General features: G+C 67.3%; 24 protein-coding genes. 10 read left to right on the forward strand and 14 right to left on the reverse strand.

Translation table 11 applies throughout. The features are described 5' to 3' along the window. Positions 1 to 23: 23 nt before the first annotated feature. The gene (locus tag WBP48_RS03145; protein ID WP_424435958.1) at positions 24 to 1,328 is read right to left on the reverse strand and encodes an ABC transporter substrate-binding protein; all 1,305 of its coding nucleotides are present in this window, start codon (positions 1,326 to 1,328) and stop codon (positions 24 to 26) included. Positions 1,329 to 1,484: 156 nt separating this feature from the next. On the opposite strand from WBP48_RS03145, the gene WBP48_RS03150 reads away from it, so the two are divergent. Further along, a complete protein-coding gene (locus WBP48_RS03150) occupies positions 1,485 to 2,528 on the forward strand; it encodes a LacI family DNA-binding transcriptional regulator (RefSeq protein WP_424435961.1) in 1,044 nt (347 codons plus the stop codon). Between the two features lie 26 nt (positions 2,529 to 2,554). Here WBP48_RS03150 and WBP48_RS03155 read toward each other — a convergent pair whose 3' ends face one another. The 6 genes from WBP48_RS03155 to WBP48_RS03180 all read right to left on the reverse strand — a co-directional run bounded on the left by WBP48_RS03155 (position 2,555) and on the right by WBP48_RS03180 (position 9,238). Further along, a complete protein-coding gene (locus tag WBP48_RS03155) occupies positions 2,555 to 3,799 on the reverse strand; it encodes an MFS transporter (protein WP_424435964.1) in 1,245 nt (414 codons plus the stop codon). Between the two features lie 320 nt (positions 3,800 to 4,119). Then, entirely contained in the window at positions 4,120 to 5,283 is a 1,164-nt protein-coding gene (locus WBP48_RS03160; protein ID WP_424435967.1) for an alpha/beta hydrolase family protein, read from the reverse strand. A 10-nt stretch (positions 5,284 to 5,293) separates the two neighbouring features. Further along, on the reverse strand, positions 5,294 to 6,103 hold the full coding sequence (locus WBP48_RS03165) for an SDR family NAD(P)-dependent oxidoreductase (RefSeq protein ID WP_424435970.1): 810 nt from the start codon (positions 6,101 to 6,103) through the stop codon (positions 5,294 to 5,296). Continuing rightward, a complete protein-coding gene (locus WBP48_RS03170; RefSeq protein WP_424435972.1) occupies positions 6,100 to 7,074 on the reverse strand; it encodes a fumarylacetoacetate hydrolase family protein in 975 nt (324 codons plus the stop codon). Before WBP48_RS03170 ends, WBP48_RS03165 begins: the two co-directional genes overlap by 4 nt. Beyond that, entirely contained in the window at positions 7,071 to 8,204 is a 1,134-nt protein-coding gene (locus WBP48_RS03175) for an FAD-dependent monooxygenase (protein ID WP_424435975.1), read from the reverse strand. The genes WBP48_RS03170 and WBP48_RS03175 overlap by 4 nt, the downstream gene beginning before the upstream one ends. A 32-nt stretch (positions 8,205 to 8,236) precedes the next feature. After that, positions 8,237 to 9,238, reverse strand: a complete 1,002-nt coding sequence (locus tag WBP48_RS03180) for a cyclase family protein (protein WP_424435978.1) — start codon at positions 9,236 to 9,238, stop codon at positions 8,237 to 8,239. A gap of 140 nt (positions 9,239 to 9,378) precedes the next feature. Here WBP48_RS03180 and WBP48_RS03185 point away from each other — a divergent pair, with 140 nt between their 5' ends. The 5 genes from WBP48_RS03185 (at position 9,379) to fucO (ending at position 15,445) form a co-directional block, all read left to right on the forward strand. After that, positions 9,379 to 10,344, forward strand: coding sequence for a LysR substrate-binding domain-containing protein (locus WBP48_RS03185; RefSeq protein WP_424435981.1), 966 nt, complete (start codon positions 9,379 to 9,381; stop codon positions 10,342 to 10,344). Between the two features lie 380 nt (positions 10,345 to 10,724). Beyond that, positions 10,725 to 11,891 carry an L-rhamnose isomerase gene (gene rhaI, locus WBP48_RS03190; protein ID WP_424435984.1) on the forward strand — a complete coding sequence of 389 codons (1,167 nt, stop codon included), beginning with the start codon at positions 10,725 to 10,727 and terminating at the stop codon, positions 11,889 to 11,891. 66 nt (positions 11,892 to 11,957) lie between these two features. After that, on the forward strand, positions 11,958 to 12,791 hold the full coding sequence (locus WBP48_RS03195; protein ID WP_424435987.1) for a class II aldolase/adducin family protein: 834 nt from the start codon (positions 11,958 to 11,960) through the stop codon (positions 12,789 to 12,791). Between the two features lies 1 nt (position 12,792). Beyond that, entirely contained in the window at positions 12,793 to 14,247 is a 1,455-nt protein-coding gene (locus tag WBP48_RS03200) for a rhamnulokinase (RefSeq protein WP_424435990.1), read from the forward strand. Positions 14,248 to 14,305: 58 nt separating this feature from the next. Next, the gene (fucO, locus tag WBP48_RS03205) at positions 14,306 to 15,445 is read left to right on the forward strand and encodes a lactaldehyde reductase (protein WP_424435993.1); all 1,140 of its coding nucleotides are present in this window, start codon (positions 14,306 to 14,308) and stop codon (positions 15,443 to 15,445) included. Positions 15,446 to 15,794: 349 nt separating this feature from the next. Here fucO and WBP48_RS03210 read toward each other — a convergent pair whose 3' ends face one another. The 3 genes from WBP48_RS03210 to WBP48_RS03220 are packed head-to-tail and all read right to left on the reverse strand — an operon-like array spanning position 15,795 to position 16,560. Then, a complete protein-coding gene (locus WBP48_RS03210; RefSeq protein WP_424436028.1) occupies positions 15,795 to 16,016 on the reverse strand; it encodes a PIN domain-containing protein in 222 nt (73 codons plus the stop codon). Continuing rightward, positions 15,917 to 16,282 (reverse strand): PIN domain-containing protein, encoded by a 366-nt coding sequence (locus WBP48_RS03215; protein WP_424435996.1) that lies wholly within the window; start codon positions 16,280 to 16,282, stop codon positions 15,917 to 15,919. Before WBP48_RS03215 ends, WBP48_RS03210 begins: the two co-directional genes overlap by 100 nt. Further along, on the reverse strand, positions 16,279 to 16,560 hold the full coding sequence (locus WBP48_RS03220; protein WP_424435999.1) for a type II toxin-antitoxin system prevent-host-death family antitoxin: 282 nt from the start codon (positions 16,558 to 16,560) through the stop codon (positions 16,279 to 16,281). The genes WBP48_RS03215 and WBP48_RS03220 overlap by 4 nt, the downstream gene beginning before the upstream one ends. A gap of 136 nt (positions 16,561 to 16,696) precedes the next feature. Between WBP48_RS03220 and WBP48_RS03225 the strand changes: the two genes are divergently transcribed. From WBP48_RS03225 to WBP48_RS03235, 3 genes are all read left to right on the forward strand, one after another. Continuing rightward, positions 16,697 to 17,068, forward strand: a complete 372-nt coding sequence (locus WBP48_RS03225) for a hypothetical protein (RefSeq protein WP_424436002.1) — start codon at positions 16,697 to 16,699, stop codon at positions 17,066 to 17,068. A gap of 229 nt (positions 17,069 to 17,297) precedes the next feature. Further along, positions 17,298 to 17,621 carry a helix-turn-helix domain-containing protein gene (locus WBP48_RS03230; RefSeq protein ID WP_424436004.1) on the forward strand — a complete coding sequence of 108 codons (324 nt, stop codon included), beginning with the start codon at positions 17,298 to 17,300 and terminating at the stop codon, positions 17,619 to 17,621. Between the two features lie 35 nt (positions 17,622 to 17,656). Then, complete coding sequence (locus WBP48_RS03235; RefSeq protein WP_424436007.1) at positions 17,657 to 17,896, forward strand: hypothetical protein; 240 nt, start codon at positions 17,657 to 17,659, stop codon at positions 17,894 to 17,896. 38 nt (positions 17,897 to 17,934) lie between these two features. Here the strand turns inward: WBP48_RS03235 and WBP48_RS03240 are convergent, their stop codons facing one another. Further along, entirely contained in the window at positions 17,935 to 18,249 is a 315-nt protein-coding gene (locus WBP48_RS03240) for a PIN domain-containing protein (protein ID WP_424436010.1), read from the reverse strand. After that, positions 18,200 to 18,379 (reverse strand): hypothetical protein, encoded by a 180-nt coding sequence (locus WBP48_RS03245; RefSeq protein ID WP_424436013.1) that lies wholly within the window; start codon positions 18,377 to 18,379, stop codon positions 18,200 to 18,202. Before WBP48_RS03245 ends, WBP48_RS03240 begins: the two co-directional genes overlap by 50 nt. A 236-nt stretch (positions 18,380 to 18,615) precedes the next feature. Between WBP48_RS03245 and WBP48_RS03250 the strand changes: the two genes are divergently transcribed. Continuing rightward, a complete protein-coding gene (locus WBP48_RS03250) occupies positions 18,616 to 19,014 on the forward strand; it encodes a nuclear transport factor 2 family protein (RefSeq protein WP_424436016.1) in 399 nt (132 codons plus the stop codon). A 273-nt stretch (positions 19,015 to 19,287) separates the two neighbouring features. Here WBP48_RS03250 and WBP48_RS03255 read toward each other — a convergent pair whose 3' ends face one another. Continuing rightward, positions 19,288 to 19,680, reverse strand: coding sequence for a hypothetical protein (locus WBP48_RS03255; protein WP_424436019.1), 393 nt, complete (start codon positions 19,678 to 19,680; stop codon positions 19,288 to 19,290). A gap of 86 nt (positions 19,681 to 19,766) precedes the next feature. Further along, positions 19,767 to 20,288 (reverse strand): hypothetical protein (locus tag WBP48_RS03260; protein WP_424436022.1); only part of this gene is annotated, 522 nt, incomplete at its 5' end.

The following is a 20,288-nucleotide window of genomic DNA, read 5'->3' on the forward strand; positions in this document are numbered from 1 at the left end:
ATGCGGGCCGCAGCCGTTGGTGATTACTGGAGGTCGGACTGGACGAGGTCCATGAACTCCTCGGGCGAGATCTGGCCGGTGACCAGCTGTGCCGCGTTCGTCTGGCTCGTCGTGGCAGCCTTGGCGTTGAAGAGCGCTTCGAACCAGAGCACGCTCTGCGTGGTCGCGTTGATCTTGTCCTGCACCTCGGTCGTCAGAGCGGGGAGCCCGGTGACGCCGTCGGCGGTGAAGCCCGTGATGACGCCCTGCTCCTGCAGCGACTGGGCACCGAAGTTCTCGGCGATGCACTTCAGCCATGCGGCGGCGTTGTCGTCGAATGAGGCCTTCGCCATCGCCAGGGGCACGCCGACATTGGCCGCGAGCTGGTCGCTGCTGCCCGCGCCGCCCTCGACATCGGGGAAGGGCATGAAGCCGATGTTGTCTGTGCCAATCTGGTTCTGCTCGGGGTCGTTGAAGTTCGAGAGGATCCAGCTGCCCATGTAGAACATGCCCGCCTGCCCCGTCAGGAACTGGTTGACGGCGGTGTTGTAGTCGATCGAACCCACCGACGGGCCGAAGTAGCCGGCTTCTCCCAGCTCGGCGATCTTCGCCGCGGCCTCGACGTACTCGGGGTCGGTGAGCTTCGCCTCGCCGTCGGCGACCTTCTGCAGGGCGTCGGGGCCGATGGTGCGGTACAGGTAGTTGCCCACAAGGCGGGTGAGCGGCCAGCCGTCCTCACCGTCGGCGGAGAAGGGCACGATCCCCGCGGCGTTGAGCTTCTCGGCGGCGGAGACCAGGTCGTCCCACGTCGTGGGGACGTCGATTCCGTTGTCGGCGAAGAGTTTCTTGTTGTACCAGATGCCTTCGACGTTGAACTCGGTCGGCAGAACGTAGTCGCCGCCGTTGTAGAGGGCCTCCACGGTCGACTTCGCTGCCGGAAGGATGTCGTCGGCGACACCGAGCTTCTCCAGCTCGGCGCCGATGTCGACGAGCTTCCCGCCATCGTTAAGGTCTTTGGCCACCTGCGGGGAGTTGCCGCTCGCGAACAGCACTGGGAGTGCGTCCTGTCCAGCCAGGAGTTGGAGCTGCTGATCGTAACTCGCCTGCGGCTGCGTCGTGACGTCGAGGGCGAGCGCTGAGTCTGCATCGGCGCACTGCCCGGTGCTGAGGGCGGTCAAAGTGTCTTGGATCGCCGTGTTCTCGGCGAACGACAGGTAGGTGAAGCTCTCCGGCGACGATGTCTCGCCTCCGGTACCGCCTCCGGCGCAGGCGGTGAGCGCGAGTGCGGTGGCGCCGATGGCGGCGCCGACGACGGTGAGCCTTCTCACCGAACGACGTGCTGTGGTCACAGTTCCTCCTTGAATGCGGCCTCGATTGAAGCGCTACAAAGAACCATAGGAATGTGACTGGTGGAGTCAAAGCCGAAGCGACATGGCTTATGTGATGGCAGTTATCACGGTTCCCAATGTCAGTTGAAGCGCTCCAACAACGCATATGATGGCGGAATGTCGACGTCGCCCGCTCCACGTTCCACGATCGGGATCAACGACGTTGCGCGATTTGCCGGTGTGTCGATCGGTACGGTGTCGAACGTTCTCAACCACCCGCAACGGGTCGCCCCCAAGACTCTGGAGCGCGTGCAACACGCGATTGATGCGTTGCGCTATGTGCCCAATGGTGCGGCACGATCGCTCGCCGCCGGCGAGAGTCGCACCATCGGAGTCGTGATCTCCGATCTCGACAACTCGCTCTTCATCGACATCGCCCGTGGGGCAGAGGATGCCGCCGAGCGGATGTCGCACGTACTGATGCTCGCCAATACGGATGGTCGCGTGGAGCGTGAGCGCAGGGCGCTCGACGTGTTCGACTCCGCGCGCGTGGGGGGGCTGATGCTCACTCTCAACGACGCCGATCATTTTCGCAGCGTCGTCTCGCATCGACCGGGCCGCACACCTCTCGTCCTGCTCAACTACCACGATCAATCAGGGATCTACGACAGCGTCTACATCGACAACGTCCACGGCGGACGCACGGCGGCCAGGCACCTCATCGACTCCGGTCGGCGTCGCATCGTGTTCGTCGGTGGCCCCACGAGCTTGCAGCCGATCGCCGAGCGGCGTCGGGGGTTCTTGGACGCGATGGCGGAGGCGGGGCTGCTGCCGATGGATGTGCTCGCGCTTGAGGCGATCAACCGCGCGGACGGGTGGCGTGCGGGTCGTCGACTCGTCGATCGCGTGCGCAGTGGTGAGGTCGATGGAATCGTCGCAGCCTCCGATCTTCTCGCAGCCGGCATCATCCAAGCGTTCGCCGAAGCGCCGGACATCACGCTGCCCGGAGACGTCGGGGTCATCGGGTACGACAACAACCGAGCCGCGTGGGATGCGCCTCTTCCCATCACCACCATCGGGCAGCCGGGACAAGACCTCGGGGCTGCCGGCGTCGAGTTGTTGATCGAACGGATGAACAGCGGCGGCACCGAGTCCGGGGGGACACGCGCGCTGAGTCTCACACCCAGCCTGGTCGAACGGATGAGCACCCGACGCGCGTGACTCGCCGGGCGCTCATCCGCGAGAGCTCAGACCAGCGGCTCCGACTCCAGCGGCGCCGCAGCGCGGGTCCGGGACGCCCTCGTCCCCAGGAGCACGACGACGCCGACGACGGCAGCGGCGATTCCGACAACCCCGACCGACACCGGCAGGGAGCCGGTCGCCGCCGTGATGCCGCCGACGATGATCGGAGTCGCGAACTGGCCGAAGAAGAAGGCCGCGGTCCACCACCCGGTCACCCGGCCGCGGTCCTCGAAGCGCGTGCGTGCGAGCGCCCAGGTCACCAGTGAAGGCAGGAGGATCCCCGAACCGAATGAGGCGATGACAGCGCCGATGAGGACACCTGCGAAGGCGGGCGTCAGCCATACGATGATCATCCCCACCGCCTGAAGAGCGAAGGCGGTCGGCACCAGTTGCTGGGAGCCGCGACGGGCGAGACGCGGGAACAGGAGGGCGCCGGCGGCCGTCGCCAGCGAGGCGATAGCCGCGACGAGGCCGATTGTCGCGGTGTCGGTCGGTGCGACGCCCGTGCCCACCACGAGGTAGCTGGTCTCGATGATCATCACGTAGAACGTGAACCCGCCGAAGAGGCTGACCACAAGAGGCAGCGCGATCGCGCGCCAGGGAACGGCGGCGCGTTCGCCAACGACGGCATGCGAGTCCGTCGAGTCCGAACGCGCCGGCTCCCAGATCGACACGATCATCAGCACCGCGATGGGAATGGCGATCGCGTAGATCCAGAATGGCGCGTGCCAGCCGGCGGATCCAACGGCCCCGCCGACCGCGATGAACACCGTTGCGCCGAGGGTCGTGGCGACCGTCTGCAACCCGAGGTACCGATTGCGGCGCCTCGCCTCGTGGAAGTAGTCGACGATCAGGGTGGTGCACACGGTCATGATCGCCGCTTCGAATACGCCGACGAACGCGCGGCTCACGAGGATCCCGCCGAGGCTGTCCAGCCACGCCGGCACAGTGCCGGCGACGGCATACGCCAGCATCGCCACGATCAACAACGTCTTGCGTCCGAGGCGATCGACGATCTGGCCCGCGAAGGGCGCGAAGATCGCGATCATGAGCGCCGGGATCGCGACGATCATCGGAACGAGGATGTCGGCGCCGGGAGCATCGCCGAAGTGAGCGGACAGCTGCGGCAGCACGGGAGTGATGAGGACCGAACCCATCACGGGCATGCAGCTTCCAGCCAGCAGCAGCGCTGCCTGCCACGGGCCCGGTGTGCGTGAGCGGGTGGACGGGGGAACGGGGATGTCAGTCATCGACATATCGGGAATCTCCTTCGACTCGCGAGAAAGGTACGGCCGCGCTACATCGTCGGGCGAGCCGTGATCGGCGATAACGACCATCAGAGGTGCTGATGGTGCCTGCAAAACCGGCGTGATGAACGGCGGCTTCGAGAGCGCGGAGTCGCGGGATGCGAAACTTTCTGGTTGCACACGCCCCGCATGCGCTCGACGAATGACTGAGAGTCGGCGATCGAGTACCTCTCTGACCAGATCCTCTTTGCTCCCGGAATGCCTCAGCAAAGACGCGTGGGTGATCCCGAGGGCCTGCGCGAGGGGGCGCAAGTCGTGATCCGTCAGGTCGCCAGTTCGGTGAATGTCTCCGCGATCCAATCGGCGATGATCCCGCCGACGTAGGGCATGTGGTCTACCGAGATGTGTTCGGTACCGCCTTCCGGGTCGTCGAACAGACGCAGCTCGCGCTTGGGCGAGTTGACCGCCTGGTCGTAGCTCTGATGCGCGTACTTCACCGGGATCTGCCGGTCGGCGACGCCGTGGGTGATCAGGAACGGAACCGTGATCTTGTCGACGACGCCGTTGAGGTGCATCTCCTTCGTCTTCTCGATGAAGTCCGTCATATCCCTGGCGTCCCATACCCAGAACGCGTGATCCCAGTAGTGGGGGACCGGGTTCTCGCCCTCGCGGCGTCGCCGGGCCTCCTGGACCTCCGCCCAGTTGTGGTTGGCGCCCCACGCGACACCGAGCTTGAGCCGCTTCTCGAAGGCGAGCGCGCGCGGTGCGTAATAGCCGCCCAGCGACCAGCCCACGATCCCGATCTGTTCGGGGTCGATGCCGAGCTGCTCCGCGTGGTCGACGAGCCAGTCGACGATCGGGGCAGCCCACGCCTCCGTGTCGTAGCGGGCCGTCAGTCCGCGGAGGCGCAGTGCCTCCCCGGAACCGGGGGTGTCGATCATGAGGGTGGAGACGCCGCGTTCGGCGAGTTGTTGCGGGAACTGCGAGTAGTACATCATCTCCTTCGTCGAATCGAAGCCGTTCCACTGGATGATGACGGGATGCGGCCCGTCGCCCGGGGCCCTCAGAAAGTAGCCGGGGAGCAGGGCGTCCTGGTAGGGCACATCGACCGTCGTCAGCGGAATGTCCGAGAGTTCGACGTGCTTGAGAAGGAGATCGATCGACTTCTGATAGGCGGCGGTTCTGCCCTCCCACTTTGGTGACTGCAGTCGCTCGGCCTGCGACGTGTAGAGGGAGGCGCGGTAATAGGTCTCGCCGGCACCGATGCGCCGCCCGCGAGCCTCGTCCTCCTTCGCCTTCTCGATAAGCCGGTCGGCGACCGCCGCCCACGCGGCATAGAGCTCTTCCGTGCCTGCGTCGTCGCCATTCTGAGAGGCGAGAAGGACGGGCTTGCACGCGCGGTCGACCTCATCGATGTAGCCGCCGCAGTTGAGTGCGGAGACGGCGGCCATCGACCAGACGTAGTTGGTGGGGAAGTACATGAACATGGAGGTCTCCTTATGCAAGTGCGGGGTCGGCTGGCGGCGAGTCGTTCAGCGCAGAGTGCGCGAGCCTGTCGGACAGGAGCTTCGCCCCGGCCGTGGAGGAGAAGCCGCCGTCGACGGGAATCTCCGCTCCGCTGACGTAGCCAGCGGCATCCGAGAGGAGGAACGTGACGACCGAGGCGACCTCGTCGGCGAGGCCGACACGTTCGAGAGGTGTCAGGTCGAGCTGCGTCGATCGCATCATGACCGGCGCGCCCGCGGTCATCGGCGTATCGATGAAGCCGGGATGGACGATGTTCACGCGGATCCCCCGCGGGCCGTACTCGGTCGCCGCGACATGGGTTAGTCCCCGCAGAGCCCACTTGGACGACGTGTACGCGGCGGGGTAATGCGCGGTCAGCGCCGCGACCGAGCCGACGTTCACGATCGATGAGCCCACATCCATGAGCGGCGCGAGATGCTGGATGCCCAACATTGCGCCCGTGACGTTCACCGCGAACACGCGATCCCAGTCGGCACGCGCAGTTGCCCCCAGGCGAGTGCGGTGGGTGATCCCGGCGTTGTTGACGAGACCACGGAGAGGATGCGCGCTGCGGGAGGCCACCGCCGCCGCGAGAGAGCGCCAGCCGGATTCGTCGGCGACGTCCAAGGGCAGATACTCCACCGGGGTGCCGTCGTAGTCCTCGGGCGCGGTCGGTGCGATGTCGGTCGCGATTACGTTGGCGCCGAGAACCGACAACTGGAGTGCCTCGCGCATACCCTGTCCGCCGGCCGCGCCCGTGACGACGATCGTGCGCCCGGCCAGTCCCGGGTAGCCGATCACGCTCGCACCCGCAGCCGAGGACGCGCCGTCGCTGCCGGAATCTCCGGGCCGACGACGGGCGCTCCCACCGGATTGCGGAGCGAGCCGATCCCCTCGACATTCATGCGCACCTCATCGCCCGCGCGCAGCGGCGCCGGACTGAGCGAGCCGCTGCGGCCCCACAGTTCGGCCAGGCATCCGCCGTTGCCGACAGTGCCCGAGCCCAGAACATCTCCGTCAACGACGCGGGAGTTCCGTGACGCGTAGGCGACGAGAGCGGCGAAGGGCCACGCCATGTTCGAGACAAGATCTGCTCCGACGAGCCGATCGTTCACGAACACCTCCGCGCGCAACGCCAGATAACCACCGCCATCGACGAACCGGGAGAGTTCGTCGGCGGTGACGATCCACGGGCCGAGGCTCGTTGCGAAGTCCTTCCCCTTGGCCGGCCCCAGTCGTACTTTCATCTCGCGGCCCTGCAGGTCGCGCGCGGACCAGTCGTTCATGATCGTGTAGCCGAAGATCACGTGCTCCGCCTCGGTGACGGAGAGGTTCGCGCCGCCGCCTCCGCCGATCACCGCGGCGACCTCGAGTTCGAAGTCGAGGCGCTCGGCCACCGGGGGACGCAGGGGCGCGTCCGGCCCGAGTACCGTGTGCGGATTGGTGAAGTAGAACGTTGGCGCCTCGTACCACTCGGCGGGGACATGACTCGTGCCGTCGATCGCCGCGCTCACCCCTTCGACGTGCTCTTCGAAGGCAACGAAGTCGCGGATCGACGCGGGGACGAGCGGTGGGAGCAGACCCACCTCCCGCCACGGCGTGCCGATGCCCGGCTCGATCCGGGAGTGGAGGGTGCGGGCCGCGTCGAGGCCTCCGGCGATGACGTCCGCCACGGTCAGTCCGTCCGGAAACTCCACCGCCCGATCACCGATGATGAAACCCTCCCGGGTCCGGTCGTCGTCCCCAGGCGCCGTCCAGCGCGCGAGCCTCACGCCGGCTCCGCGAGCTTCTGCGAAACAGAGAAGATCAACCCGCCGGCGTCAGCGTCGCGATTGTGCTCGAGCTGCCACTGCCCCAGCTGGACAGATGCCTCCACGACCATCCGCGCCCGAGGGATCCGACGAGCGTGGAACTCGTCCCACAGTGACTGGTCCACCTCCGAGCGCGTGGCGAGCAGCTCGGTGAGGACCAATGCGTCCTCGAGTCCCTGAGCGGCGCCTTGTGCGATCGTCGGGGGGCAGGAGTGGGCCGCGTCGCCGATGATGACCACCCGGCCTCGGTTCCACGGTTCCGCGACGAGGTGTTGGGTGAACCAGGTGTAGTGCGCTTTCGCGCCGGACTCGAGATCCGCGCGGATCGACTCCCACGGCCCGCCATATGCCCGGGTTTGCTCGAGCATCAGCGCGCGGGCCTCATCCTCGGAGGCCCCGAAGTGCTCCTGTGCGTCGCCGACGAGGATGGCGTACATCGAGTCGTCGCCGGTCGGTGTGTAGCCGGCGATGTAGACCGGGCCGCCGTAGTAGAGCTCGGTGCGCTCCACCTCGGCAGGGCGCGAGACGAAGGCGCGCCAGATGCCCATGCCCGTGTGCTGCGGTTTCGTGTCGATGCCGATCGCCTCGCGGATCGTGGAGTGAAGACCGTCGGCGCCGATGAGCAGGTCGTAGTCGCCGACCGATTCGCCGTCGACGTGTACGTGGACACCCGACTCGGTCTGGGTGAATCCGCTCACGCGTGACCCGCACCGGATGTGCGCACCGGCTCGTTCCGCTTCGGCGTAGAGGATGGCGGCGAGCGCGGGACGGGGCATTCCCATACCCGCCGGGTATTGCGGACCGCCGCTCTTGACGTCTGGCAGCTGCGCCACCACGGGTGCGTCGGGTCCGGGCGCGCGGAGGGTGAGGCCGTCGAACGCGTAGCCGGCCGCACGCACGGCGTCCCAGACCCCCAGCGCATCGAGCGAGCGCAGCGCGTTGCCCTGGAGGGAGATGCCCGAACCGAGCGCGCTCAGGTCGGGTTTCGCTTCGAAGACGTCGACGTCGACGCCAGCCTTGGCGAGCTGGATGGCGGCGGCGAGGCCGGCGACGCCGGTGCCGGCGATGGCGACTCTGTTGACTGCGGGCACGAGTGAACCTCTCTGTTCTGGATGGGTCGGCGTCAGAGGACGGCGATCGGGTTGATGGGGGACCCGACGGCCCCGGTGATCGGCAGTGGTGGGGCGGAGAGCAGGAATTCGAAGCGGCCGACGTGGGCGCAACGAACGGCGAGCTCGTCGAGATTCCACATCTCGCCGATCGTGAGGCCCATGTTGGGTATGACGACCTGGTGCAGCGGCTGGAACGCCGCTGCGTCGAACTCGTTGGGTCGTACCTCGAAACCCCATGTGTCGGTCGCGACCGCGGCGATCTCCCGTCGGTGCAGCCAGCCCGCGGTGGTGAGAGACAGACCGGGCGCAGCGCCGCCGGCGTATTCTCCCCATCCGTTGCGGCGGGTACGGGCGTATTGCCCCGTGCGGATTAGGAGGACGTCGCCACGGCCGACGGCGCTGCGGGCACCTTGCGCTTCGATCGTCGCGTCCAGATCGCCCGCGGTGATGGCGTATCCATCCTCGAGTTCACCTGTGTCAGGGCGCAGGTGCCGACCGACATCGAGCAGGACGCCGCGGCCGACCACGCTCGCCGCAGCATGCTCGATGCCGGTCACCAAATCGCCCTCGCTCGTGACCACTTCGCCGGCGGGCCTACCGTTCCATGCCATCCCGTGGTCGAAGATGTGCCCGAGTCCATCCCACTGGGTCGAGCACTGGAGCGGCATCGAGATCACGTCGTCGGCGCCTCCGAACCCGTGCGGAAAGCCCTGCCCGATGTACTGAGCCTCGACACCGGTGTCCGTCATGGTGTGGACGGGATTCGTGCGGCGACGCCAGCCCCGTTGGGGGCCGTCGGTGTCGAAGCTCTGCGCCAACGACACCACCTCGCCGGTACGCACAAGGCTCGCGGCGCGAGCGCGCGCCGCGTCGTCGATGAAGTTGAGCGTGCCGAGGCGGTCGTCGTCTCCCCAACGCCCCCAGTTGCGGAACGCCTCCGCTCGGACGCGGATCTCGCGTTCCGGGTCCGCGCGATCGAGGTCGAGCGGGCGCTCCGAGGGCAATTCGATCATCGTCGATCCTTCCGTTCGCGCAGCTCCGCGCGTCATGACACCTTCGCCCCGGAGGTGAACATCAGGGAAGGCGGCATTCGCGATCGTCGGTATAGTTTCGGTCGATAACGCATCCGCCAATGGGGGAGGGGCACCCGCCGATGAACACCACAGGCTCGTTGTCGCGCCTGGATCTGAACCTGCTGATCTCGCTCGATGCGCTGTTGACTGAGCGCAGCGTCAGTCGCGCGGCCCATCGGTTGCACTTGAGTCAGCCATCGCTAAGTGCGGCGCTCGCCCGCCTTCGGACGCATTTCTCCGATCCGCTCCTTGTGCGACGCGGTAATTCCCACGATCTCAGCCCTCTGGCCCTTCGGCTCGTCGATCAGGTCTCTGCAACCCTGGAAGGCGCGCGCCGCATCTTCGAGGAACAGGCCGAGTGGGATCCGGCCACGGCGAATCGAGAGTTCTCCGTGTACATGTCGGACTACGCGCTGTGCACGATCGCCCCTGTCGTGGCGCGGATCGCGCGGAGCATCGCTCCCTCGGTGCGCTTCCGCTTCCTCCTGCACAGCCCCGCCATTGTCGACGACGCCTCAGAGCAATTGCGGAATGTGGACGGCATCGTGCTGCCGCATGGCTATCTGACCGACCTGCCTTTCCTTGACCTGTGGCAGGACGACTGGATGTTGATCGCGTCGGCTGACAACCCCATCGTCGAACGAGGCGTGGAACTCGAAGACCTGGGCGCGGCGCAGTGGGTCTACACCTTCCAAACGCGCACGGCGTTCACGTCGGCCAGTCGACAGCTTCAGTACATGGGCATCGAACCCCACATTGCCGCCGTGGTCGAGAGTTTCCACGCGCTACCACTCTTCGTGAAGGACACCGATCGGATCGGTTTGGTGCAACGCGGGCTCCTATCCTCGCTGCCGGCGCAGGACGGGATAGTCGCGCTGACACCGCCCTTCGATGTGGTTCCGCTGGCCAACGCGCTGTGGTGGCACCCCGTCCATCGAGGCGATCCCGCTCACCGATGGCTTCGCGATCTCTTCGCGCAAGCGGCCGCTTCACTCGCCACCGACCTCGCACGAAACCGGAAACACAACCAGCCCACACCCGATTGAGAGCGAAGCTATGGGGCCGCAGGGCTGCTGGAGTCGGCGTTGACGAGAAGACGCGCCGAGGGAAGAGCCGTGCGTGAGGAAACCGCGGTGGATTCTCGGGGGACGAGCTGGCATGCCACCACTGTCTCTTCAGCGAGGAACTTAACGTCGACCCGGCCGCAGTGATCGAATTCCGCTACGCGATCGTCGTGGCGGACGCTGGCCGTGATGCCGCGCCCACTCTCGCCGCCCGAGCGTGCGAAGTCCTCGAAGGCTGACGTCGTCGGACAGCTGAGGCTCCGGAACTTATTCACGGCGCACGGGTCGAAGGACGCAGGCGAGTCTTGGTTACCCTCAGGTGAAACGATTCAACCGGAATCGTCCACCAGATCGAGGTCCCCATGGCGACGCTATCTCCCATTCACCTGTCCGCCTTGGAGTTGCAGGGGATCGAGTTGCCGTCGTGGGCGTTCGGTAATTCGGGGACGCGGTTCCGGGTGTGGACGACGGCGGGGACGCCGCGGGATGTGTTCGAGAAGGTCGCGGATGCGGCGAAGGTCAACGAGTTCACGGCGTTGGCGCCGTCGGTGGCGTTGCACATCCCGTGGGACAAGACCGACGATTACGCGGCGTTGCGCGGGTATGCGGAGGGTCTGGGGGTGAAGCTCGGGACGATCAACTCGAACACGTTCCAGGACGAGGACTACAAGTTCGGTGCGCTCACGCACCACGATGACCGGATCCGTCGGAAGGCGATCGATCATCACCTGGAGTGCATCGACATCATGGATGCGACGGGGTCGCGGGATCTGAAGATCTGGCTCGCGGAGGGGTCGAACTATCCGGGTCAGATGGACATGCGTGCCCGGCAGGACCGGTTGGCGGACTCGTTGCAGCAGATCTACGCCCGCCTGGGCGACGATCAGCGCCTGGTGCTCGAGTACAAGTTCTTCGAGCCGTCGTTCTATCACACCGACGTCCCGGACTGGGGGACCAGTTACGCGCAGGTCGCCGCGCTGGGGGAGAAGGCGCTGGTGTGTCTGGACACGGGGCATCACGCGCCGGGGACGAACATCGAGTTCATCGTGATGCAGCTGCTGCGCCTCGGCAAGCTCGGGTCGTTCGATTTCAATTCCCGTTTCTACGCGGACGATGACCTGATCGTGGGGGCGGCCGACCCGTTCCAGCTGTTCCGCATCCTCGTCGAGGTGGTGCGCGGGGGCGGGCTGAACAACCCGGATGTCGCGTTCATGCTCGACCAGTGCCACAACGTCGAGGACAAGATCCCGGGGCAGATCCGTTCGGTGTTGAACGTGCAGGAGATGACCGCCCGCGCGCTGCTCCTGGACCGTGACGCGTTGGATGCCGCGCAGGCTGCGAACGACGTGCTCGGCGCGCAGGCGGTGTTCATGGACGCGTTCTCCACCGACGTGCGCCCCGCCCTCGCCGAATGGCGGCGCTCCCGCGGGCTGCCCGCCGACCCGATGGCCGCGTACGCCGCATCCGGCTACCAGCAGCACATCGCCGCCACCCGCACCGGCGGCACCCCAGCCGGCTGGGGCTCCTGACCCGCCCATCCGCACCCACTACTGCTTCACCGTTCAGAAACCCCGTCCCGAAAGGACCCCCATCTCATGTCCACCCCCACGATGACCACGCGACCGACGATCGAGGAGTATCTCGCGAACATGGGTGCCGGTGGCGCCCGGATCTGCGAGATCGACGCGAGCGAGGCCGGTGCCGGCAACATCTCCATCTGCGTCGACGAGTTGCCGCGGGTGCGGGAGGTGTTCCCGATCTCGGAGCGCATCCAGCTGCCCCTGCCCGCCCACAACCTCGCCGGCCGCACACTGCTGGTGACCGGGTCGGGACGCCGGCTGCGGCAGATCTCCGAGGACCCGGTGGCCGCGATCGGCGCGGTGATCGTCGACGCTGACGGTGTCCACGCGGAGATGCTCACGAGCCCGCGGCGCGCGTTCGAGAAGCTGACCAGCGAGTTCAACTCCCACCTGGGCGTGCACGATGACCAGGTGGGACGGCGGAACCTGCCGTTCCACGCGGTGGTGCACGCGCAGCCGCCGCACCTGACCCACCTGAGCCACATTCCGGCGTACCGGTCGGACCGGGCGATGAACACGGCGATCCTGCGGTGGGAGCCGGAGTCGATCGTCGCGCTGTCGCAGGGCATCGGGGTGCTGGAGTTCATGGTCCCGGGCTCGCCGCAGTTGATGGACGCGAATGTCGCCCGGCTGCGGGAGTTCGAGATCGTGCTGTGGTCCAAGCACGGCACCATGTCCCGCTCCGACGTGTCGGTCACCCGCGCGGTCGACCGGGTCGAGTACGCGGAGACCGGCGCGAAGTACGAGTACATGAACGTGCTCGCCGGCGGCAAGGGCGAGGGCCTGCTGCCGGAGGAGATCCGCGCCGTCGCCGACGCGTTCGGCATCCAGTCGCCCTGGCTGTCCTGATATGACCGCCGCCAGCGTCGTCGCCGTCGACCTCGGAGCCACCAGCGGACGCGTCGTCCTCGGACACGTGGATACGAACCGGCTCGACCTCGACCTCGTCCACCGTTTCGCGAACACCCCCGTCCCGGTGCGGGACGGGCTGCGGTGGAACATCCTCGGCCTGTACGGGGAGGTGCTCTCCGGCATCCGCGACGCCCTGTCGCGGGAACCGGGGGCGCGGTCGATCGGCGTCGACAGCTGGGCGGTCGACTACGCCCTGATCCGGGGCGACCGGGTGCTGGGAAACCCGTTCCACTACCGTGACGCACGCACCGCGCGCGGCGTGGATCGCGTGCACGCCCGCGTCCCGCACGCGGAGCTGTACCGGCGCAACGGTCTGCAGTTCCTCCCTTTCACCACCTCCTATCAACTGGCGACCGAACCGCAGGAGATGCTCGGCCTCGCGGACCGGATGCTGCTGATCCCCGACCTGATCGGGTACTGGCTCACCGGACGCCAGGGCGCCGAGATCACCAACGCATCCACCACCGGACTGCTGCCCCTCGGCGCCGACGAGTGGGACCGGGACCTGCTGGAGCGGCTCGGCATCCCCACCCACCTCACCCCGCCGTTGATCGCGCCCGGGGAGACGCTCGGGACGCTTGCGGGGGACACCGCCGCCTACGTCGGCGCGGTGGGGGAGCTGCCGGTCGTCGCGGTCGGCTCTCACGACACCGCGTCGGCTGTCGTCGCGATCCCGATGACCGACCCGGCCACCGCCGCCTACATCTCGTGCGGCACGTGGGGGCTGGTCGGGCTCGAACTCGAGCGCCCGGTCGTCACCGACGCGGCCCGGCAGGCCGGGTTCACGAACGAACGCGGCGTGGACGGACGCACCCGGTTCCTCCACAACGTGATGGGGCTGTGGCTGCTCAGCGAGTCCGTCCGCCAGTGGGAGCGCGAGTCCGGACGGCAGGTGCAGCTGTCCGAACTGCTCGCCTGCGCCGCGCTGGTCCCCGCGGACCGGACGGCGGTGTTCGACGTCGACGACCCCGCCTTCGCCGCACCCGGCGACATCCCCGCCCGCATCGCCGCCTGGTACGCCGACCGGGACCTGCCCGCCCCGGCCAGCCGGCCCGAGTTCGTGCGGGCCATCATCGAAAGCCTCGCCTACGCGTTCGCCCGCGGCATCCGCACCGCCACAGGCCTCACCGGTCGCACCGTGGACACCATCCACCTCGTCGGCGGCGGCTCCCTCAACACCCTGCTGTGTCAACGCACCGCCGACCGTGCCGGCATCCCCGTGATCGCCGGACCCGTCGAGGCCACCGCGCTCGGCAACGTGCTCATCCAAGCCCGCACCGCCGGCGCCCTCCCCGCGGATGCCGACCTCGAAACCCTGCGCGCCCTGGTCGCCGCGACTCAACCGCAGCAGCAGTACCTCCCGCAGCCGCAGCACGCGCGGCTCGCCTCCTGAACCACCGTCGACGCCGACCCGGCGCCACCCAACGAAGGGAAACAAAATGGTCAATCGCATGGTCTGGAACCAGATGGCGTACTTCGGAGGAGGCTCGATCACCGTCATCCCCGACGAGATCGCCCGCCGCGGCTACACCAAAGCGCTCGTCGTCACCGACCCCGGCCTGCTCGCCGCCGGCACCGTCGACAAAGTCACTGCGCTACTGGACGCCGCGAACTTCCCCTACGAGGTGTACGCGGAAGTGGTCCCCAACCCGACGATCGAGAACGTGCAGCGCGGGGTCGAGGTGCTCGCGGCATCCGGCGCCGATGTGCTCATCGCCGTCGGTGGTGGCTCCCCGCAGGACACCTGCAAGGCGATCGGGATCATCACCCGCAACCCCGAGTTCGCCGACGTCCGCTCCCTGGAAGGCGTCGCGCCCACGAAGAACCCGTCGGTGCCGATCATCGCCATCCCCACCACCGCCGGCACCGCCTCCGAGACCACGATCAACTACGTCATCACCGACGTGCAGAACCAGCGCAAGTTCGTCTGCGTCGACCCGCACGACATCCCTCTGCTCGCGATCGTCGACCCGGAGATGATGTCCGGCGCACCCCGCGGCCTCAAAGCGGCGACCGGCCTGGACGCCCTCACCCACGCGATCGAGGGATACACCACCGCCGCGGCATGGGAGCTGTCCGACATGTTCCACCTGAAGGCGATCCAGCTCATCGCCGGCAACCTCCGCGCCGCCGTCGACGGCGACCCGCACGCCATGGAGCAGATGGCCCTCGCCCAGTACATCGCCGGTATGGGCTACTCCAACGTCGGACTCGGCCTCGTCCACGCCATGGCCCACCCGCTCGGCGCGTTCTACTCCGCCCCCCACGGCGTCGCCAACGGCATCCTCCTCGCCCCCATCATGGCCTTCAACGCCGAAGCGACCGGCGAGAAGTTCCGCGACATCGCCGCCGCGTTCGGCGTGAAAGACGCCGCCACCATGCCCCTCCACGCCGCACGCGAAGCCGCCGTCACCGCCGTCGCCACACTCGTCGACGACCTCGGCAGCCCCACCACCCTCCGCGACGTCGGCGCCAACGAGGACGACCTCGCCGCCCTCGCCCAAGCCGCATACGACGACGTCTGCCGCGGCGGCAACCCCCGCCACGTCAACACCACACAGATCCAGGAGCTCTACGCGGCCGTGTACTGACCTCCGGCTCTCGATCGTGGGGGCGTAGCGTTGCATCTGCGCTACCCCACGATCGGCTGAATCGGCCCATCAGGGAATCGGCGCGCATCAATCAGAAGTTGCGTCCGATTTGCGTCCGGGTGAGCGACGGTAGGGCGAACTCAACGTCAGTACGGAACCAAGGAATCCGCGGAAACACGCGGCTGATGGAGGTGAACGTAGGCTAGTCTCGTCTCGGAGGCCGGGTTCAAATCCCTCCGTCTCCGCCAGAAATACCTGGTCAGGAGCACTTTTCTCAGGCGAGAATATCGCTCCGAAAGCCCGATTTCGCTGCCAGCAGCGCGCCAAAATCCCTGGTAAGACCAGATGTTCATTGGCCGTCCGGCCTCGCGGTGGCGTCGGTCTGGCGATCGTCGCGCAGGTATATCTCCACCAGGTCGCTCGTCCAGGTCGGGATGCCCGCGCCGAAGAAGTCCTTGTCCTCGCTCCAGATCAGAAGTCCTTGTCCTCGGTCCAGATCGGGCAGTCGAGGATCAGCGCCGCTGCGGCGATGTGCCAGTCGTCCGGATCGCGGCGGCCGATGCGCTGCAATGCCCTCGCCTGCATGGGAGCGGTGACCTCGGCGGGCAATTTCTCGACCAGGAGACGGACCGCATCCAACCCCAGGGCGAGCTGTTCCGGGCCGATCCCGCGCTTGTTCATGATCGCCGGCAGGTTCGCCTCGGCCTCCTCGAATGCGGCCGAGGGCGCGCAGAACTCGACCGACTCTGCGTACTTCGCCAGCAGCCCCCCAACCTTCACGCCGAGCATCGCTCGGATGAGGATGTTCGCGTCGAGGACGATGCGCCTCGCCGTCACGATGCGGCGGGGGCTTCCCGCTGCGCCTTCCGGCGCGCTCTGCGCGCGGCGTCGAACTCGGCCACGACCTCATCCTCGTCAATGCCCTGCTCGGCCATCAGCGCGTGCAGCTTCTCCGTCGCCGCCCGGTAGGCGGCGATCGCCTCCGCGCGGTCGCCGCGGGTCGGGATGAACACGCCGACCCGGCGGCCGTGCCGGGTCACCGTCACGGGCTCGTCACCGTCGATGTAGTCGGCGAGGTCCTGCCGGAACTCGCGCACACCCACCGTTACCGCCATGACCGCACCTCCCTGATGTGTAATCCTTGCGTACACAATACCCGGAACTCGGTGGCGGTGTCGAGTGCCCGAAGCCGCCGCCGCCTCTGTCGCGCCCGAGGCCCAAGATGTCTGACGGCGAGTGTAGCCTCACGGCATGACGGTCAAAGCCGATGGAACCCGACCTGGAGGCCAGAGCACGTTGAGGATCGCCGCCAGGGTGCTCGCCGGAGCAGTCGAGCCCGGCTGGGCGCTCTTGGAGGACACAGCCGACGAACGGTTCTCCGGGTGGACCATCTACGGGCCGGGGGATTTCACGGATGAGCGGCTGCCCGAGGTCGGCGAGGACGACGAGCTTGTGGAGGTGTCCTTCTCCGAAGTCGAGCGCGTACTACCGGAGGCGCGGGATCTGCACGATTGGGGCAACGGCGAGTTCCCGCTGCTCATGGAGTCCTGGGTGCACCGAGGCGAGCGCAAGTGGATGCCGTGGGAGGACTTCAGCAAGTACGGCGAACCGGCCGAGGGGTGAACTCAACCCGCCTCGACGACGGCTCTCAGGAACGTGCGCCAAGTGACCCCCAAGTGACCCCGAGCCTCCCGAGGATGCCGTTTCGGGCCGATTCTGGCGTGTGATGAGTGTGAGACGTGCGGAACGTCCGATGCCCCGACTTCCTAGCAATCAACTGGACGAAGTGATACGACAAGAACATCCCGGTCGCCGGCCCGTTGTTCGATGAGCATCTGAAAGGACTGGAGCGATGACCGCGACGAAGGCGAACCCTGTGACTCAAGACGACATCATCGAGCGCTACGGCTATGACCGTGAACAGCTTCGTGAGGCTGCCGAGAAGCTCGTCGATCAGGTTCGTGGCGAGCGTCTGAAGGAGCTTCGTCGTAGTCTCGGTCTCACCCAGGTCGAGGTCGCGAAGCGTCTCGGTGTCTCGCAGAACCGGGTCTCCCTGATGGAGCGGGGTGATCTCGGCCAGCTTCGTATCGACACCCTTCGTCGCTACGCTGAAGCCTTCGGTGTCGACCTTCGCATCGACCTGCTCGCCGGCGACCGCATCGCCTCGCTCGCCTGAGCCGCGCACCACGGAGTCCGACGGAAGAGGTTGCGATGAGTGTCATTCAGGTCCAGTTGGATGCCGACGTGGAGCGCCTGGTCGATGCCCAGGTTGCCGCCTCGGGCAGGTCGCGCGATGCGGTCATCGCTGCCGCACTGCGGCGTGGCCTCGGCGGCGGACGGCTGCGCGCCATTCTCGATGGGGGTCGCATCACCGCCGTGAACGAGGACGAAGCGACACGCATTGCGTCAGACGAAGTGGTAGCTGCGCGCGCCGGACTCCGCACGAAGTGACCCGTCAAGCGCCGCGCGGCGCGGTGCGGGACCCGACGTCATCGTCGTGGCATCCTCTGCCCGGGCCTGTCTTGTGACCATCCGCGCGGTGACTCCTTCCAGGTGGGGATGCCTGCACTGAAGAAGTCTCTGTCCTCGGTCCAGATCGGGCAGTCGAGGATCAGCGCGGCTGCGGCGATGGGCCAGTCGTCGGGGTCACGACGGTCGATGCGCTGCAGTGCCATCGGCCGCATCGGATCGGTGACCTCGGCAGGCACTTCCTCAACCAGGAGGCGGACCGCGTCCAACCCCAGGGCGAGCTGCTCAGGGCCGATCCCGCGCTTGCCATGATCGCCGGCGGATCGCCTCGGCATCTTCGAACGCGATCGACGGCGCGCAGAACTCGAACGACTCCGCATACGTCGACAGCAATCGGCCGACCTTCACGCCGCGCATCGCCCGGATGAGGATGTTGGCGTCCAGGACGATGCGCCTGGCTACCACGACGCGGTGGTGACTTCCCGCTGTGCCTTCCGCGACGCCTTGCGCGCGGAGTCGAACTCGGCCACGATCTCATCCTCGTCAATGACAAGCCGGGTTTAAGTCCCTTCATCTCCGCCATTTCTCCCTGGTCAGGCGCTATTCTTGTGGTTCGACTGCTGGGAGTTGGCGGCGTTGGCTCTGGCGACCCCGAACTGGGGTGCCTTGTACTCGCCATCATTGTCGGAGAGCCTGGGGACATGTGGGATCGTGACGCAGCCGCGGCGGCCGCCGATGCATGGGTGGCCCGTTACATCCACGCGTGGCAGACGAACGACCCGGGTGACATTCGCTCCCTGTTCACGCCGGACGCGGAGTACCGGGACGGGCCATCGACGAAGCCGTGGGTCGGTCACGACGCGATTCTCGCTGGCTGGCTCGGGCAGAAGGACGATCCCGGCTCATGGTCCTTCGAGTACGAGATCACCGCGATCGATGGCGACGTCGCGATCGTCCGGGGCTGGACGAGCTACCCGGCGGCGACGGAGAAGAGCCGCCGCTACGACAACCTCATGGTCATCCGGTTGACCAGCGACGGCCGCGCACGATCATTCACCGACTGGTGGGTCATCCCCGGAGCTGCCGAGACCGAGGCGTGACATCGGCGCTACCGGTCGTTGAGCGGAGGAATCCGCCGGATTCCATTTCCTGCGGGAATGGCGACACAACGGGACGGATGAACCCCCGCGGCATCCGCTCATCCGGCCCACTGTGTCGCCATCCGAGGCGATGGCGACAACTTCGGCCGGATGAGGCCGCGTAACACCGTGGCGAGGGCGACGGCACTCGACACGAGCGTCCCCCGAGTTGATCGCCGCCCAGCCCCTTGAGCGGCTGAAAGTGCAGCGCTCTCCGTCGACAAGGAACCCGGGCTATGCGCGGTTCCACGGCGGTGTCGGGAACTCGCTGGGTGGGAGCGTCGGGATGAACAGAAACCACGCGGCGGCGACCACGGCGACGCTCGCGGCGATGACGACGAGCACGGCCACCAGGGCGCCGGTTGCAGGGGGCCTCTTGATCAGTGCGACGACGGCGACCCCGAGGAGAATGAGCCAACCCAGCCCGAACACCACCGCGATGCCGATGCCGAGCTCACTTTCGCGGTCCTCCCACGAGTAGCCACGAGTGAGCCCGTCGGACCAGGCGACACCGGCAAGCGCGAGCCAGAACACCGCTCCCACGCCCAGCGCTGTAGCCACGGCACCGAGAACCAGGCCGAGAAGAGGCAGGCCGAGTCCTGTTCGAGTCGGTCCGCTGTCGCCCATCACTCGAATCTATCCCGATCATCTGCGGGGTCCACGGATGCCGAAAGCGTCGCGACGAGGTAGAAGAGGTAGGCGCGCAATGCCGGCTACGCGATGGTCGGCGCCCGCGAGAACGGGATCGAGCCCGCCAGTGCGAGCAGTGCCAGGAGTGACGCGACGAGGACGGCGACCCAGGCGCCGCGGGGCTCGGTGAGAGCCAGGGCGTCACCACCGAGAGTGGGCACTGTGGCGACGATTCCGACGAGCAGAAGCAGCGCGAGGATGCCGACGATGATCCGCGCCCACAGCGGGCCGGTCCGGCCCAGTGCGAAGCCGCCACCGATCGCCAGCAGCGCGACACCGACCGCGCCGCCGCCGAGCCCGGTCGTGAGGAACGTCCACAGCGCCCCGGGAAACGACAGCGCAGCCACGGCGAAAGCCATCGGCGCGAGCGCGAACCACCGCAGCCCGCGCCTGCGCCCGGCCCGCCGCCGAGCCTCGGCGACGCCGAGCAACGCCCCGCACACCGCGCCGGGCAGCAGGATGCCGACGAACGTACCCGCCCAGTCGACGTGCGGCACTTCGCTGATGTGCCACATGTAGGCGCGCAGCGCCGCCGCCCATGCCAC

The organism is Microbacterium sp., assembly GCF_049661145.1.
Classification (GTDB): domain Bacteria; phylum Actinomycetota; class Actinomycetes; order Actinomycetales; family Microbacteriaceae; genus Microbacterium.

Excerpts from the sequence above, each read along its gene's own strand:
- WBP48_RS03160 (WP_424435967.1), bottom strand. The coding sequence starts at position 5,283 with ATGTTCATGTACTTCCCCACCAACTACGTCTGGTCGATGGCCGCCGTC.
- WBP48_RS03220 (WP_424435999.1), bottom strand. The coding sequence starts at position 16,560 with ATGGCGGTAACGGTGGGTGTGCGCGAGTTCCGGCAGGACCTCGCCGAC.
- WBP48_RS03155 (WP_424435964.1), bottom strand. The coding sequence starts at position 3,799 with ATGACTGACATCCCCGTTCCCCCGTCCACCCGCTCACGCACACCGGGC.
- WBP48_RS03240 (WP_424436010.1), bottom strand. The coding sequence starts at position 18,249 with ATGCCGAGGCGATCCGCCGGCGATCATGGCAAGCGCGGGATCGGCCCT.
- WBP48_RS03185 (WP_424435981.1), top strand. The coding sequence starts at position 9,379 with ATGAACACCACAGGCTCGTTGTCGCGCCTGGATCTGAACCTGCTGATC.
- WBP48_RS03195 (WP_424435987.1), top strand. The coding sequence starts at position 11,958 with ATGTCCACCCCCACGATGACCACGCGACCGACGATCGAGGAGTATCTC.
- WBP48_RS03180 (WP_424435978.1), bottom strand. The coding sequence starts at position 9,238 with ATGATCGAATTGCCCTCGGAGCGCCCGCTCGACCTCGATCGCGCGGAC.
- rhaI (WP_424435984.1), top strand. The coding sequence starts at position 10,725 with ATGGCGACGCTATCTCCCATTCACCTGTCCGCCTTGGAGTTGCAGGGG.
- WBP48_RS03235 (WP_424436007.1), top strand. The coding sequence starts at position 17,657 with ATGAGTGTCATTCAGGTCCAGTTGGATGCCGACGTGGAGCGCCTGGTC.
- WBP48_RS03255 (WP_424436019.1), bottom strand. The coding sequence starts at position 19,680 with ATGGGCGACAGCGGACCGACTCGAACAGGACTCGGCCTGCCTCTTCTC.
- WBP48_RS03230 (WP_424436004.1), top strand. The coding sequence starts at position 17,298 with ATGACCGCGACGAAGGCGAACCCTGTGACTCAAGACGACATCATCGAG.
- WBP48_RS03150 (WP_424435961.1), top strand. The coding sequence starts at position 1,485 with ATGTCGACGTCGCCCGCTCCACGTTCCACGATCGGGATCAACGACGTT.
- WBP48_RS03225 (WP_424436002.1), top strand. The coding sequence starts at position 16,697 with ATGACGGTCAAAGCCGATGGAACCCGACCTGGAGGCCAGAGCACGTTG.
- fucO (WP_424435993.1), top strand. The coding sequence starts at position 14,306 with ATGGTCTGGAACCAGATGGCGTACTTCGGAGGAGGCTCGATCACCGTC.
- WBP48_RS03200 (WP_424435990.1), top strand. The coding sequence starts at position 12,793 with ATGACCGCCGCCAGCGTCGTCGCCGTCGACCTCGGAGCCACCAGCGGA.
- WBP48_RS03250 (WP_424436016.1), top strand. The coding sequence starts at position 18,616 with ATGTGGGATCGTGACGCAGCCGCGGCGGCCGCCGATGCATGGGTGGCC.